This is a genomic window from Xanthobacter aminoxidans (assembly GCF_043193615.1).
GTDB classification, from domain to species: Bacteria; Pseudomonadota; Alphaproteobacteria; order Rhizobiales; family Xanthobacteraceae; genus Xanthobacter; species Xanthobacter aminoxidans.
This window is the reverse complement of the sequence record NZ_JBAFUS010000003.1, coordinates 716,225-729,504: the sequence shown is the minus strand read 5'-3', so window position 1 is coordinate 729,504 and position 13,280 is coordinate 716,225. Positions and strand designations below refer to the sequence as shown.

General features: G+C 69.1%; 12 protein-coding genes. 3 read left to right on the top strand and 9 right to left on the bottom strand.

Going from position 1 to position 13,280, the window contains the following annotated elements; all coding sequences use genetic code 11:
- The first annotated feature begins 18 nt into the window (after positions 1-18).
- Positions 19-1,407, top strand: coding sequence for a ribosome biogenesis GTPase Der (gene der / locus V5F74_RS18570; RefSeq protein WP_394009638.1), 1,389 nt, complete (start codon positions 19-21; stop codon positions 1,405-1,407).
- Between the two features lie 70 nt (positions 1,408-1,477).
- Here der and V5F74_RS18565 read toward each other — a convergent pair whose 3' ends face one another.
- Complete coding sequence (locus V5F74_RS18565) at positions 1,478-2,605, bottom strand: CmpA/NrtA family ABC transporter substrate-binding protein (protein WP_250165011.1); 1,128 nt, start codon at positions 2,603-2,605, stop codon at positions 1,478-1,480.
- Positions 2,602-3,192, bottom strand: a complete 591-nt coding sequence (locus tag V5F74_RS18560) for an ANTAR domain-containing response regulator (protein ID WP_024277102.1) — start codon at positions 3,190-3,192, stop codon at positions 2,602-2,604. Before V5F74_RS18560 ends, V5F74_RS18565 begins: the two co-directional genes overlap by 4 nt.
- Before the next feature lie 255 nt (positions 3,193-3,447).
- Here V5F74_RS18560 and V5F74_RS18555 point away from each other — a divergent pair, with 255 nt between their 5' ends.
- Positions 3,448-4,362 (top strand): hypothetical protein, encoded by a 915-nt coding sequence (locus V5F74_RS18555; RefSeq protein ID WP_394009637.1) that lies wholly within the window; start codon positions 3,448-3,450, stop codon positions 4,360-4,362.
- A 56-nt stretch (positions 4,363-4,418) separates the two neighbouring features.
- Here V5F74_RS18555 and rplS read toward each other — a convergent pair whose 3' ends face one another.
- The 3 genes from rplS to rimM form a co-directional block, all read right to left on the bottom strand.
- Positions 4,419-4,841, bottom strand: coding sequence for a 50S ribosomal protein L19 (gene rplS / locus V5F74_RS18550; RefSeq protein WP_029556728.1), 423 nt, complete (start codon positions 4,839-4,841; stop codon positions 4,419-4,421).
- A gap of 104 nt (positions 4,842-4,945) precedes the next feature.
- Complete coding sequence (gene trmD / locus V5F74_RS18545) at positions 4,946-5,674, bottom strand: tRNA (guanosine(37)-N1)-methyltransferase TrmD (RefSeq protein ID WP_394009636.1); 729 nt, start codon at positions 5,672-5,674, stop codon at positions 4,946-4,948.
- A 45-nt stretch (positions 5,675-5,719) separates the two neighbouring features.
- The gene (gene rimM, locus V5F74_RS18540; protein WP_024277106.1) at positions 5,720-6,274 is read right to left on the bottom strand and encodes a ribosome maturation factor RimM; all 555 of its coding nucleotides are present in this window, start codon (positions 6,272-6,274) and stop codon (positions 5,720-5,722) included.
- Positions 6,275-6,453: 179 nt separating this feature from the next.
- Between rimM and V5F74_RS18535 the strand changes: the two genes are divergently transcribed.
- Positions 6,454-7,902, top strand: coding sequence for an FAD-binding oxidoreductase (locus tag V5F74_RS18535; RefSeq protein ID WP_029556730.1), 1,449 nt, complete (start codon positions 6,454-6,456; stop codon positions 7,900-7,902).
- Between the two features lie 79 nt (positions 7,903-7,981).
- Here V5F74_RS18535 and V5F74_RS18530 read toward each other — a convergent pair whose 3' ends face one another.
- The 4 genes from V5F74_RS18530 to V5F74_RS18515 form a co-directional block, all read right to left on the bottom strand.
- Positions 7,982-9,190 carry an MFS transporter gene (locus V5F74_RS18530; RefSeq protein WP_029556731.1) on the bottom strand — a complete coding sequence of 403 codons (1,209 nt, stop codon included), beginning with the start codon at positions 9,188-9,190 and terminating at the stop codon, positions 7,982-7,984.
- Between the two features lie 279 nt (positions 9,191-9,469).
- Positions 9,470-11,521, bottom strand: coding sequence for a SpoIIE family protein phosphatase (locus tag V5F74_RS18525; RefSeq protein WP_051678958.1), 2,052 nt, complete (start codon positions 11,519-11,521; stop codon positions 9,470-9,472).
- Entirely contained in the window at positions 11,521-12,354 is an 834-nt protein-coding gene (locus V5F74_RS18520; RefSeq protein ID WP_029556733.1) for a hypothetical protein, read from the bottom strand. Before V5F74_RS18520 ends, V5F74_RS18525 begins: the two co-directional genes overlap by 1 nt.
- Positions 12,344-13,090, bottom strand: a complete 747-nt coding sequence (locus V5F74_RS18515; RefSeq protein WP_029556734.1) for a hypothetical protein — start codon at positions 13,088-13,090, stop codon at positions 12,344-12,346. Before V5F74_RS18515 ends, V5F74_RS18520 begins: the two co-directional genes overlap by 11 nt.
- Positions 13,091-13,280 lie beyond the last annotated feature (190 nt).

The window sequence follows — 13,280 nt, the reverse complement described above, 5'->3', positions numbered from 1 at the left end:
CGGCCGCGAGCCCATTTCATGACCTTTTCCCTGGCCATCGTCGGGCGTCCCAACGTCGGCAAGTCCACCCTGTTCAACCGCCTGGTGGGCAAGAAGCTCGCGCTGGTGGATGATCGCCCCGGCGTCACCCGCGACCGCCGCGAGGGCGAAGGGCGGCTCGGCGACCTCACCTTCCGCATCGTCGACACCGCCGGCCTCGAGGAGGCGACCCCTGCGAGCCTGGAAGGGCGCATGCGCGCCCAGACCGAAGCGGCCATCGGCGATTGCGACGCCATCCTCTTCATGATCGACGCCCGCATCGGGCTGACCCCGACCGACCGCGCTTTTGCCGATCTTGTGCGCAAGGCCGGCAAGCCGGTCATCCTCGTCGCCAACAAGAGCGAGGGGCGCGGCGGCGAGGCCGGGACACTGGAAGCCTTCGGCCTCGGCCTCGGCGACCCCATCCCGCTCTCTGCCGAGCACGGCGAGGGCCTCTCCGACCTCTACGACGCCATCTGCGACGCCCTGCCCGAGCAGACGCGGCTGGAGGAGGAGGACGAAGAGGCAGAGGACGAGGCGGACGAGATCCCCGCCGAGGGGGAGGTCGAGCCCGAGAAGCCGCGCCGGCCCATCAAGGTGGCGGTGCTGGGCCGGCCCAATGCCGGCAAGTCCACCCTCATCAACAAGCTGCTCGGCGAGGATCGCCTTTTGACCGGCCCCGAAGCCGGCATCACCCGCGATTCCATCTCGGTCAACGTCACCTATGCCGGCATTCCGCTGGAGGTGTTCGATACCGCCGGGCTCCGGAAGCGTTCGCGCATCGATGACAAGCTCGAGAAGCTCTCCGCAGCCGACGCCCTGCGCGCCATGAAGTTCGCCGAGGTGGTGGTGATCCTCATCGACGCCACCCGCCCGTTCGAGGAGCAGGACCTGCGCATCGCCGATCTGGTGGCGCGCGAGGGCCGGGCCCTCGTCATCGGCTACAACAAGGCGGACCTCGTGCCCCGCGGCGGCCTCGCCACCCGGTTGCGCGAGGAGATCGACCATCTGCTGCCCCAGGTGAAGGGCGTACCCATCGTCCCCCTCTCCGGCCTCATGGGTCATGGGCTCGACAAGCTGGTGGCGGCCATCGCGAGCGCCCACAAGGTGTGGAACAAGCGTGTCGCCACCAATCCGCTCAACCGCTTCCTCCAGCAGGTGACGGAAAATCATCCGCCGCCGGCGGTATCCGGCCGGCGGATCAAGCTGCGCTACATGACCCAGCCCAAGGCGCGCCCGCCGTCCTTCGTGCTGTTCTGCTCGCGTACCGATGCGGTGCCGGAGAGCTATATTCGCTACCTGGTGAACGGCATCCGCGAGACCTTCGATCTGCCCGGCGTGCCGATCCGGCTGACGCTGCGCGAGAAGGACAACCCTTACGCGGACTGAGCCTTTTCTCCGCTCAGGCGCTGCGCGGGGCTGGTTGCCACGCTCAAGCGCCGCGCGGGCTTGATGGTCCTCAGCCCTTCAGAAAGGCGACCTGATCGAAGATCTCGCCGAACTGGGTGCCGACGCAGTCGGGCTCCGGGTGCTTCACCGGGACCGGGCCGACCGCCGCATCGAAGATGTCCGGCCGGTAGACCCCCATGGCCTCGCGCGCGGCGTCGGCGGCGAACTCGCCCTGGCCGGCGGCGACGATCTGGGCATACATCCACAGCGCATGGTCCGGCGCCGGCCGGTTGGCGCCATCGCGGTTGAGCACCAGATAGTCCGGATGGGACCTGAGCACCCCGCCCGGCGCGGTGTGGAGTCGGCCGTCCAGCGTGCGGCGGAGGATGTCGGCTGGCAGGTTGAGGTGGCGCGGCTCCCCCAGCAGCTTGGCGAGGTCCTCATGGTTGGCCGGGTCTTCGCACCAGCGGGCCGCGGCGTAGAGGGCGCGCACGAGGCGGTGCAGCACCTCCGGCTCGGCATTGGCGAAGCGGGCGTGGACGCCCAGCACCTTCTCCGGGACCCAGCCGAAGAGTTCGGCGCCCAGCACCGCGATGCGGCCAACGTCCGAATCGACCGCCACCGAATTCCAGGGCGAGCCCACCGAGAAGCCGTGGATGAGCCCGCCCCGCAGGCTTTCCGCCATGAAGGGCGGCGGCACCACCACGAGGCGCACGTCGCGGTCCGGGTCCACCCCGCCGGCCTTGAGGAAATGGCGGATCAGATAGGTGTGTGTGGAAAAGGAATAGACAGCGGCGAACACCAGCGGGTCGCGCCCCTCCGCCTTCCTCTGCCGCACCACCTTGCCCAGCGCCAGCGCTGCGCCGGGGGCCGTTGAAAGGTCTTCGCCCACCTCGCCCATGGCCGCGTAGACGTGCTTGTCGATGGTGATGGCGCTGCCATTCAGGTTGAGCGCGAACGGCACCACCAGCGGCACCCGCACATGGCCGAGGCCGAGCGAGGAGGCGATGGCGAGCGGCCCCAGCATGTGGGCGCCGTCCAGGAGGCCGATGTTCACCTTGTCACGGATGTTGGCCCAGGAGACCTCCTTGTGCAGGTCGATCTCGATGCCTTCGGCCATGGCGAAGCCGCGCTCCGCCGCGGCGATCAGCACGGCGGCGTCGGTCAGGGGGATGAAGCCGATGGCGAGGCGTCTCATCGCAGAAGCTCCGCGGCGGTGATGATGGATTGGGCGATGTCGACGATGCGCTTCTTCTCGTTCATGGCGGTGCGGCGCAGGAGGTGGTAGGCGGCCTCCTCGTCGATGCCCTTCATTTTCATGAGCAGCATCTTGGCCCGGTCGATGGCCTTGCGCTCTTCCAGCTGGGTCTTCGCCTCCTCCAGCTCCGCCTTGAGGCGGGCGAAGGCGCGGAAGCGGGAAATGGTGGTCTCAAGGATCGGCTTCACCCGCTCCTTTCTCAGCCCGTCCACCACATAGGAGGCGACGCCCGCCTCAATGGCGTCTTCGATGGTCTTCGAGTCGGTCTGGTCCACGAACATGGCGACCGGTCGCTTCACCTCGCGGCTCACCTGGAACATCTGCTCGATGGTGTCGCGGGACGGATCTTCGAGGTCGATCAGAATGACGTCCGGATCGATGGCGTAGATGCGCTCCAGCAGGTTGTTGCGGCCGGTGATGCGCAGCACCGTCTCGAAGCCCGCCTCCTTGAGGCCCTCCTCCAGGATGGCGGCGCGCACGTCGCTCTCGTCGACGATCACGATCCTGAGGGTGAGGTCGTTCGCCATGGGGGTCCGGGCTGGGGCTGTCCGCTGGGGCTGGCGGACTCGTATGATACCTCACCTTCCGGAGCCGGTGCGGTCAAGCCTTCCCATATGTCACGCCGGGACCCTTCGGCGTCCGGTGCCATGGACCTCGCCCCCAAGTCCTTCTAGAACGCGCGCGGTGGAGCGCGGCGGCAGGCCGGCCTGCGGCGATCCGCTCCAGTTCGTTCCCGTCCCGGCCGCCGTCCCGACGCCCAGCCGGGCACCTTGAAGGCGTCCATGCGCGACCTTGCCGACTACACGCCCGCCGAATGGCTCGCGCTGACCCCGCTCGCCCAAAGGCTGCGGCGCGCCCGCAATGTGCTGGTGGATCGCATCTATGCCCGGCGGCAGGCGCCTGGGCAGGCGGAGGTGGTGGCGCGCATCGCCGCCGAGGAGGCGCCGGTGGTCGCCTTCACGGTCGCTTTCAACCTGCCCGACGCGGTGGATTTCCTTGGCCAGGCCATGGCGCGGTTCCTGCCGGGGACGCCGCTGGTGGTGTGCGACAATTCCACCGATCCCGCCGCCCGCACGGCCATCGCGGCGCTGTGCGCGCGGCGCGGGCTCACCTACTGCCCCCTGCCGCCGACGCCCTATCGCGGCGCGCGCAACGGCTCCCGCTCCCACGGCGTGGCGCTGAACTGGATCTATGCGAACCTCATCCGGCCCGCCGCCCCGCGCGCCTTCGCCTTGCTCGACCACGACCTGATCCCGCTGGAGCCGACCGACCTTGCGGCGCGGCTCGCGGGCCAGCCCTGCTATGGCATGGTGCGGGAGGGGGAGGGCAATGGCGCCTGGTACCTGTGGCCGGGCTATTGCGTCTTCGATTCCGCGGCGGTGAAGGCCCTGCCGCTCGATTTCGGCACCGACACGCCGCTCACCCTCGACACCGGCGGGCAGAACTGGAGCGTGCTCTACCGCCACCTGGACCTCGCCGGGCTTCGGATGTCGACCCGTCGGCGGGTGCATCTCACGGATCCCGAAACAGGCGAGATGGAGCCGTTCCTGCTGGCGGATGGCTGGCTGCATGTGGGCGGCGCCGGCCATCGCGGCGGTGGAGCGGGGGCGCTTGAGCGGGTGCAGCAGGCCTATGAGGCCGATCCCGAGGGGCTGATCGTGCGCCTTCGGGCAAGTCCGGAGCGGCTCGGCTCATAAAAAAGCGCCGCCGGCTGGGCCGACGGCGCGTTTCACTCAGAAGAAGGGTCCGCGCCTCACTCGGCGGCGGCGGGAGCCTTGGCGCCCTTGGCCTTCTTGCCACCCTTGGCGTCGGTCGTGCGGTCCTGACGCTCGGCGATACGGGCAGACTTGCCGCGACGGTCGCGCAGGTAATACAGCTTGGCGCGACGCACCTTGCCCCGGCGGACCACCTTGATGGAATCGATCAGCGGCGAATAGACCGGGAACACGCGCTCCACGCCTTCGCCGTAGGAAATCTTGCGGACGGTGAAGCTCTCGTTCAGGCCACCGCCGGAACGGGCGATCACCACGCCCTCGTAGGCCTGCACGCGGGTGCGCTCGCCTTCGACCACCTTCACGTTCACAATCACGGTATCACCGGGCTGGAACTCGGGAATGGCCCGCTTCTCGGCGAGCTTGGTCGCCTGCTCGGCTTCGAGCGTCTGGATAATGTTCATTGTCGCCAACCTCTTGGTGCCGCTTCGGAGCATGTCGCCCCGGCGCCACGTCGTGTCGTTTTAAGTTAAGGGACGCGGCTCCATACAGGAGAAAAGGGGCGCTGTCATTCCCTTTCCGTCGTGGATCCGTCACGCGCCCGGGCAAGAAGGTCCGGGGCAAGAAGGTCAGGTCGCCGCGCGCGCGTGACGGCTTCCGCCTCGGCCTGCCGCCAACGGGCGATGCGGGCATGATCTCCGGAGGTCAGCACCTCGGGGATGCCTTCCCCCTCGAACAGCTGCGGCCGGGTGTATTGCGGATATTCCAGCAGGCCGTGGGAGAAGCTCTCGTCCGTGCCGCTCTCCACCTTGCCCATGACGCCGGGAATGAGCCGCACGCAGGCATCGAGCAGCAAGAGCGCCGCGGCCTCGCCGCCTGAGAGCACCACATCGCCCACGCAGACCTCCTCGAGGCCGCGCGCCGCGACGATGCGCTCGTCCACCCCCTCGAACCGCCCACATAGGATGACCGCGCCCGGCCCCGCCGCCAGCTCCCGCACGCGGGCCTGCGTCAGCGGCCGGCCGCGCGGGGTCATCAGCAGGCGGGGGCGGGGATCGTCGGGCGGGGAGACGGCGTCGATAGCGCGGGCGAGCACATCGGCCCGCATCACCATGCCGGGCCCGCCGCCCGCCGGGGTGTCGTCCACCGAGCGGTGACGGTCGAGGGCGTGGTCGCGAATCTGCACCGCCTTCAGGCCCCACAGACCATTCGCCAGCGCGCGGCCGGCGAGCGCATGGCCGAGCGGGCCGGGGAACATCTCGGGATAAAGGGTGAGGACGCTGGCGCGGAAGGTCATGGGGTGAGATGGCGCTGGGCGGGGCGGGAGTCAAATCCGCCTGCCTCAGCCCTCCTTGTCCTCGCCCGCCTCGGGCTCGGGGTCGCGGCGCTCGACGAAGGCTTCGGCGATGACCACCCGGCCCGCCTTCACGTCCACCACCGGCACGGCGTCGCGGGAGAAGGGCACCATGAGCGTCTTCGCCCGGATGCCGGGGAGGGCAGGGGCATATTCGAGGATGTCGCCGGCGCCGAAATCGTGCAGCGCGACAACGGTGCCGATGCGCGCGCCGGTCTCGTCCTCCACCGCGAGGCCGATCAGGTCCGCATGATAGAAGGTGTCCTCGTCCTCCGGCGGGGGCAATGCCTCGCGCGGGACATACAGGTCCACATTGGTCAGCGCCTCGGCCGCGGTGCGGTCGGCGACGTTGGCGAGGCGGGCGACGAAATGGTCCTTGGCCGCGCGCAACGCCGTGATGCGATAGCGGGTGCGGCCGGTGGCGTCGGTGAGCGGATCGTAATCGAGGATCGCGGCCGGATCCTCGGTGAAGACGAACAGCCGCACCTCGCCCCTCACGCCATGGGGGGCGCCGATGCGGGCGACGAGGACGCGGTCGGTCATCTGATCTCCGGTGCAGTGCGCCTTCAACGGGTTGGTGGCGGCGGCAGCGGCTCTAGCTCTTATGTCCGGCTTTGCCAAGCGGAAGGCCCGCGCCCCATGCGCCGCGCGGCGCTTTCGCGCTCCCCCGAGGCCCATCGGATGCTTGCCCGGCGGCGGCGGCTGATGCACCTTGCGCCCCCATGTCGAGCCATGCCCCCCAACCCATCCTTCTCGATGCCGTCCGCCTCTCCGGCCTTCTGGACCGCATCGCCGCCCGTATCGGCGCAGCCCATGTGCGCACCGACGCCCACGACCTCGCCCCCCATCTGGTGGAGGGGCGGGGCCTCTACCAGGGAACGACCCCTGCGCTGGTCGAGCCCGCCAACACCGAGGAAGTCGCCTTCGTGGTCGCCGCCTGCGCCGAGGCCGGCGTGCCGGTGGTGCCGCAGGGCGGCAATACGGGCCTCGTCGGCGGGCAGGTGCCGTTCGGCGCGCTGCTGCTCTCGCTGCGCCGGCTGAACCGCGTCCGCGACCTCGATCCGGTGGACCTCACCGTCGTCGCCGAGGCCGGCTGCACGCTGTACCAGGTGCAGCAGGCGGCGGAGGGGGCGGGCTGCCTGTTCCCGCTCTCCATCGGCTCGGAAGGCTCCTGCCAGATCGGCGGCAACCTCTCCACCAATGCCGGCGGCACGGCTGTGCTGCGCTATGGCAATATGCGCGAACTCACCTTCGGCCTTGAAGTGGTGCTGCCGGACGGGCGCATCTGGAACGGCCTGTCGCGCCTGCGCAAAGACAACACCGGCTACGCGCTGAAGGATCTCTTCATCGGCGCGGAAGGCACGCTCGGCATCATCACCGCCGCCGTGCTGCGCCTTTTCCCCGCGCCGCGCGCCCGGGCGACGGCGTTGCTCGGCATTGCCGATCCCGAGACCGCGCTTTCCCTATTCCGCCGCCTGCGCAATGCCGCCGGCGACAGCCTCACCGGCTTCGAGATCATGCCGGACTTCGGCATGGAGATCGTGCTCAAGCACATGCCCGGCTCGGTGCGTGCGCTGGCGGAGCGGCATCCCTGGTACGTGCTCGCGGAACTCACATCCACCCGTCCCAACGACGACCTGTCCCAGCTTGCCCTCGACACGTTCGAGGCGGCGTTCGAGGCGGGTGAGATTGAGGACGCGGTGGTGGGCTCCTCGGAAGCCCAGTGCGACGCCTTGTGGAAGCTGCGCGAGGACATGTCCGACGCGCAAAAGTTCGAGGGCGGCTCCATCAAGCACGATGTGTCCGTGCCGGTGTCCAAGGTGCCGTATTTCATCGCCGAGGCGAACCGGCTGTGCGAGGCGCACATGCCGGGCATCCGGATCTGCGCCTTCGGCCACATGGGCGATGGCAACATCCACTACAACCTCAGCCAGCCCGAGGGCATGGACAAGGCGGCCTACCTCGCCACCTGGGAGGAGTTCAACCGCATCGTCCACGATCTCGTGGCCTCGCTCGGCGGCTCCATCTCGGCGGAGCATGGCATCGGCATCCTCAAGCGCGAGGAACTGCCCATGTACAAGGACAAGGTGGCGCTGGAACTGATGGCCGCCATCAAGCGCGCCGTGGACCCGCGCGGCCTCTCCAATCCCGGCAAGGTGCTGCTGGATTGAGGGACGCATAAGGCGCGGCCCCTTCAGGAGCCGCGCCGTTTTCTTGTTTGTCCCAGCTCGGGCTTGTGAGACTTGGGTCCTAGCCGGGCCGGCGGCGTACAGCGAAGGCGGTGCCGACCGCGAGGGCGAGGGCGGCAGCCGCGCCGGCAATCACCATGCGCGGATGATGGTGGTCGAGCATCAGGCCGAACAGCAGCGGCCCCACCAGTGAGCCGATGTCGAAGCCCGAATAGACGATGCCGAACACCTTGCCCGTCGCCCCGGCCGGCGCCGCCGTACGCACGAGCACGTCGCGCGAGGGGGTGGTGAGCCCCATGAAGAAGCCCACCAGCGCGATCAGCCCCACCGTCACCTCCGGCGCTGTCTGAAGCCAGGCGGCGAGGAAACCGAACAGCGCAGCAGCGGCGAGGCCGCCCATGGCGATCTGGTGGTGCTGGGCGGAGCGGTCCGCCACATGCCCGCCGATGGCGACGCCCGCGGTGTTGCCCACCTGGAACAGCGCCACGGCCAGCGTCGCCAGCGCCACCGCCGCGCCGAAGCCCTCCTGCAGCGCGACGATGGAGAAGCTCTGCAGGCCGGAAAGGGCCACCGAGGTGAGGGTGAAATAGAGAAAGGCCATCAGCACCACGGGCATGGCCAGCACCTGCAGGAAAGAGATCGGCGCGCCCCCCGCTGCCGCGTGGGCGGTGCGTCCCGCCGGCGCGCGCAGCGGCCCGCGGAAGACGGCGAGCAGGAGCCCCACCAGCAGCACCAGCAGCCCCATGGCGATGAGCGCCGTGCGCCAGCCGAAATGCGCGCCGATCGCGCCGGACACGATGGGTGACAGGCCGAAGCCGATGCTCCCCGCGATCACATGGGCGGCGAAGGCGCGCCCGAGCCGGGGCGCCGCAACCTTGTGGCTGAGGATGGAGAGGTCGGCCGGGTGATAGACGGAATTGCCCAGGCCGGCGAGCGCGGCCAGCGGCAGCAGCAGAAGATAGGTGGGGGCAAATCCCATGGCGGCCGTCGCGGCGCCTTGGGTGAGAATGCCGGCCAGAAGCAGCCGATCGGCGCCGAAGCGGTCCACCAGCACCCCGGCCGCCACCTGTCCGGCGCCTGAGAACAGGTAGAAGACGGACAGCACGAGTCCCAGCTCGATGAAGGAGACCTGGAGGTCGGCCCGCATCATGATGAAGAGCGGAGCGAGCGCGAGCTGGAGGAAATGGCTGCAGAAATGAGCGCTGCAGACGGCGCCGATGGAGGAAACCTCGGCCGCGGGCCAGCGGGCCGCGCGCGCTTCGATGGACATGACAATCCTCTCCGTCCCCGGCGGGGCACCGGGATCAGACCGGCACGGCTGCGCCGCCCCGGATGCTGCGTTTCCCCCTCTCTGGTCGGCGGGAGGCCGTTGCGCCGGCGCTTTCAGGCGTCAGCTGTCGACCTCCGGTGAGGGTTGGCTCCCTCGATGCTTCAGGTACGTGTTTCCAAGACCCTGCCGGGCACGCTTACCGCCTCGGCGCCCGGCACGCACGCATATTCTGCCGTGCGCCCGCACTGGCGAAGCATCAGGCGTCACACAGGGGCACGATCAGCGTGTGCGGCGCGGGCCGTGGCCGCCGAAGTAACGCAGGGTCAGGCAGGTGATGTCGTCTGCCTGAGGCGCGCCGCGCTCAAACACATGAACCGCCGCCAGCACCCGTTCGTTCAGCTCGGCCACCGACCAGTCGGCGGCGCCGCCGCGCAGCAGTTCCTCGACACGTTCCTCGCCGTAGGGCTGCTCGTCGATGTCAAAGGCCTCGGTCACGCCGTCCGTATAGAGGAAGAGCGTGTCGCCGGGGGCGAGGTGCAATTCGTGCTGCTGGTAGACGAAGCCTTCCAGCACCGCCACCGCCATGCCGCCGGTGGAAGGCACGGTGGTGACCTCGCCGGAACGGGCGATGCGGTAGGGCAGGTTGTGGCCGGCATTCACATAAGTGACCTTCCCCGAGGAGAGGTCCACCACGCCATAGAGCACGGTCACGAACAGCATCTGCTCGTTTTCCACCGCGAGCAGGTCGTTCAGACGGCGGATACAGCCCGCCGGCGAGCGCTCGAACAGCGCGGTCGAGCGCAGCAGGGTGCGGGAGATGGCCATGAACAGGGCGGCTGGAACGCCCTTGCCGGAGACGTCCGCCACCACGAAGCCGAGCGTGGTGTCGTCGACCATGAAGTAGTCGTAGAAGTCGCCGCCCACCTCGCGTGCGGGCGTCATCTGGCCATGCACCGCGACACGGGCATCCGGCGGGAATTCCTTGGGCAGGATGGCGAGCTGCACCTGACGGGCAATCTCTAGCTCCTGCTGGAGGCCGGCGAGCTTGGTCTTGGTGATGAGGGCCTCGCGCAGCTCCACCACCATGGACGAGAGGCGTGTGTGTTGCTCGACGATGCGCCGCGACAGATCGTGGAGCACGCGGGCGACGCGCTTCAGCTCGTCGTCATTCTCGTTCTCCTCGCCCTTGGCGAGGAGAGCCAGAACCTCCTCCCGGTCGGTCGGGTCGATGGCATCGGCAAGCGCCTGCAACTCGCCGGAGATCACCACCTCCTGCCGCCGCCGCACGCGCTCGCGCTGGCGCCGGCTCTCGGCGAGAGCCTGCACGTTGCCGCGCAGTGCCACCACCGCCTCGGCGATGCGGCCGATCTCGTCATTGCCGGCATGACCCACCGTGACCGAGGTGTCGCCGCGCGACAGGGCCTGCAGCACGTCGATGGCCGATTCCAGAGGCCGGAAACTGTACCAGAGGAAGACATTGAGACCGATGACGCCGAGCAGCACGAGGCCGATGGCGCCGGCCACGGCCGACTGGCGGATGAAGGCGGTCGCCTGCACCGTCTGGGTGGTATCTTCCAGGCTCACAAGCGCGCCCACGGCGCTGCCGCTCACGTCCGCGATCGGAATGGAAGTGACGTTGTAGTTGCGCCCGTCCAGCAACAATTGCTCGGCGGTGGGGCGGCGCGGCGTGATGGAGACCTTTGCCCGTTCCCACAGGCGGAAATCGGTGCTGGCGACCACCCGCCCGCGCAGGGTGATGAGGGTGGTGGCGGCGCTGATGCCGCGGGCGAAGCGCTCCATGCCGAGCGCGGCGTCGCGTCCGAGCACCAGCACGGCCCGGCCGCGGCCGGGCAGTTCCACCGTGCGGGTGGTGATGACGATCACCTGTGAGCCGCTGATCTGCCGCAGCCCGGAGAGCACCTCGCCCTTGAGCGCCCGGTCGAGGCTGCCGGCGTCGAGGATGTAGCGGGCATTGGTGGTGCCGTCGCTGAACACCACCTCGCGGTCGGCCGCCACAACCTCGAAATAGGTGGCTGGGTCGTCGATATCGATGCCGACCTCCCGGATCGCCGCGGCGATGCCCGGGCGGTCCGAGAAGCTCAGCGCGATGCGGAAGGGGGAGGAGGTGTCGATGCGCTCGAGGATGCGGGCGAGATTGGCTGTCTGGAAGGCAACGATCTCGCGCCAGAGGACGGTCTGACCCTCGATGGCCAGCTCGCCCTCGCGGGCCTGGGCGACGCGGTCGCGCAGCACCGTGGCACCCCAGATGCCCAGCATAAGCACGGTGAAGCCGGTGGCGACGATGAGGGTGATGCGGGTCCGAAGCAGCATCACGACCCCCGCACCTTGTCGGCGCGGCCGGGCGGCGCCATCACCTCGCGCCGGACCCGTTCCACGTCCGGCCTGAGCCCGCCGTCGAAATCCACCGCCAGAAGCTCCTCCGCATAGGCCTCGAATACCGATCGGCGTTCGGCCACCCTGCGGTTGCCGTGCTCAAGTTCCCGGAAGGCCCGACCCACCGCCCCCCGCGCACCTTGACGGCGGCGGTGTTGAATCATCACGTCGCGCTCGCCGTACTGGCCGTTCACCGCCTCGGCCAGGCCGTTGGCGAGGCGGGTGCGGGCACGCTCGAGCGCATTGCCCACCAGCAGGCCGGCGGCCAGCGCCGCCAGCGCCGCACAGACCGTCACCACCATCGCCGCCTTCAGGCCGATGTCGGCGAAGGAGGTGGCGAGGGCGGCGGGATTTGTGGTGACTTCCACCGCCGCCACCGTATTGCCGTCCACCACCACGGGAGCGCTCACCGAATCGGTGCCGGAATGCTCACCGATGGCGCTGCGGATCTCACGACCGTCCGATCCGCGCAGCACGATCTGGGTCAGGCCGGGTGTGCGGGTCAATGTCTCGGAGAGATGCTGTTCCACGCCGGGAAGCAGCTTCAGGGGGATGCCGAAGCGTGCCGCCTTCTCGAACTGCTGGGCGAGAGTGCGGGCGACCGACGTGCCGATCACCAGCGCGTCGCGCCGCGCGCTCTCCTCGACCCGGGCGCGATAGCCGTTGACGAGTACCGCCGCAGCAATGCCGCCGAGAACCAGGGTGAGGATAAGGGCGAACAGCCCGGTGACGAGGCGCGCGCGGCCGCTTTCGGCGATCTCAGGCCGCATCGTCGAGTGCTCCAAGCTGGCCGAGGCCCCGGTCGACCCGCGCCTCGGCATCGCGCCAGCTCTTCACGGTGGCCTCGGCAAGGGGCGCAAGGCCGCCATCGTCGCCGGTGGACCCGCCTTCCCCGCGCAGCACTTTTCCCACCCGGTCGAACGGGCGCGTCAGCACGTGGACGAACGCCACGGCGGCAATGATGGCGGCGATGGACGCGGCGAGCGAAAGCACCCCCGTGCGGATCAGAAGGTCGAGGCCGAGCCGGTCTGCGCGGGCACTGCGCGCCTCGTCCGACACCGTGACCGAGATGCCGCCGGCGACACCGAGGTCGTTCTCGAAGCGGGTACCGAACACCGTGTCGCCACGCTCGGCCGCAGCCCATTGGTTATCGTCGCCCAGCCGCTTCACCCAGTCCGGGCTCACCTCTTCGCCGATCACGCTGCGGTCGGTGGAATAGATGGCGCGGCCCGCGGAATTGAAGATGTCGATGGCGAGGATGGAGGGGTCGCCCGCCTTCTCGCGCTCGATGCGCGGCTGCAGCAGGGAAATCTGGTCCAGAAGCAGGCCGATGGAGAGGTTCGCCTCGGTGGAGGCGCGCAGCGTGCCGAGCAGGTTGGCGACGCGGGCACGCTCGATCTCCTCGCCCACCCGATCGCTGGCCGAGAACGCGATCACCGCGACCGCCACCACCGCAGCGGTCACGGATACGACGGCGACCAGGATGAGCCGGCTTACGAAAGTCATGCGGGGAACTTCGGTGGGGTGGACGGCCCGGACGTTAACCGCGCACTCGCGGCCAAACCAGACAAAAAACTCCCCTGCGACCAAAAAAACCTGCATTGTCAGCTTGCTTTTCGTGGCATGAAGGTCGGGCGGTCGGGGCCGGACCATAGGGCAGGGCGCGAAGGGTTCGGCGCGAAAGTCGAGACGCCAA

Excerpts from the sequence above, each read along its gene's own strand:
- V5F74_RS18530 (WP_029556731.1), bottom strand. The coding sequence starts at position 9,190 with ATGTCCATCGAAGCGCGCGCGGCCCGCTGGCCCGCGGCCGAGGTTTCC.
- V5F74_RS18535 (WP_029556730.1), top strand. The coding sequence starts at position 6,454 with ATGTCGAGCCATGCCCCCCAACCCATCCTTCTCGATGCCGTCCGCCTC.
- V5F74_RS18560 (WP_024277102.1), bottom strand. The coding sequence starts at position 3,192 with ATGGCGAACGACCTCACCCTCAGGATCGTGATCGTCGACGAGAGCGAC.
- der (WP_394009638.1), top strand. The coding sequence starts at position 19 with ATGACCTTTTCCCTGGCCATCGTCGGGCGTCCCAACGTCGGCAAGTCC.
- V5F74_RS18525 (WP_051678958.1), bottom strand. The coding sequence starts at position 11,521 with ATGCTGCTTCGGACCCGCATCACCCTCATCGTCGCCACCGGCTTCACC.
- trmD (WP_394009636.1), bottom strand. The coding sequence starts at position 5,674 with ATGACCTTCCGCGCCAGCGTCCTCACCCTTTATCCCGAGATGTTCCCC.
- rplS (WP_029556728.1), bottom strand. The coding sequence starts at position 4,841 with ATGAACATTATCCAGACGCTCGAAGCCGAGCAGGCGACCAAGCTCGCC.
- V5F74_RS18565 (WP_250165011.1), bottom strand. The coding sequence starts at position 2,605 with ATGAGACGCCTCGCCATCGGCTTCATCCCCCTGACCGACGCCGCCGTG.
- V5F74_RS18515 (WP_029556734.1), bottom strand. The coding sequence starts at position 13,090 with ATGACTTTCGTAAGCCGGCTCATCCTGGTCGCCGTCGTATCCGTGACC.
- V5F74_RS18520 (WP_029556733.1), bottom strand. The coding sequence starts at position 12,354 with ATGCGGCCTGAGATCGCCGAAAGCGGCCGCGCGCGCCTCGTCACCGGG.
- V5F74_RS18555 (WP_394009637.1), top strand. The coding sequence starts at position 3,448 with ATGCGCGACCTTGCCGACTACACGCCCGCCGAATGGCTCGCGCTGACC.
- rimM (WP_024277106.1), bottom strand. The coding sequence starts at position 6,274 with ATGACCGACCGCGTCCTCGTCGCCCGCATCGGCGCCCCCCATGGCGTG.